Below are 597 nucleotides of genomic sequence, written 5' to 3' on the forward strand. Positions count from 1 at the left end.
CTTTAGCTGAAGTAGCAACCCGGCCCTTACTGACACTGCCATTGCGCAGTAGTTTGTTACAAGCGGTACGGCTGCTGCGCGAACAAGGGTTTCGCCATTTAGGTGTGACTGATAGCTATGGTCAACCTGTAGGTTTGTTATCCCACAACCATATACTGCTGAATATGGAACATTTGTATATCAGTGAGTTAAAGGCTGCGTTGCAGGCCAGAGACAAGGCGTTACGTACCTCTGAAAGTAGCCTGCGTTTAGCTTACAAAGTGATAGAAGCCTCCCATGATGCGGTGATGATCACCGACGCCAGAGGGATCATCCAGTCGGTCAATCCCAGCTTTTGTAAACTCACTGGCTACAGCGCTGACGAAGCTTTAGGTCAAACCCCCAGCCTGTTGAGTTCAGGTCAACACGATCAACTCTTTTACCAGCAGATGTGGCAAGGACTGCAGCAGCAGGGCTATTGGCAAGGCGAAATTTGGAATAAACGTAAAAATGGTGAAATCTACCCCGAGTGGCTGTCTATCAGCGCGGTGCGTAATGATCAAGGTGCAATTAATCAGTACGCCGCCATTTTCTCCGACATCACAGAGCGTAAAAAAC

Annotated in this window: 1 protein-coding gene; it reads left to right on the forward strand. The window is 48.6% G+C overall.

The genetic code is table 11. The features are described 5' to 3' along the window. Positions 1–597 (forward strand): PAS domain S-box protein (locus ABD056_RS22805; protein WP_343870597.1); only part of this gene is annotated, 597 nt, incomplete at both ends.

This window comes from Caenispirillum bisanense, from assembly GCF_039523075.1.
Classification (GTDB): domain Bacteria; phylum Pseudomonadota; class Alphaproteobacteria; order Rhodospirillales; family Rhodospirillaceae; genus Caenispirillum; species Caenispirillum bisanense.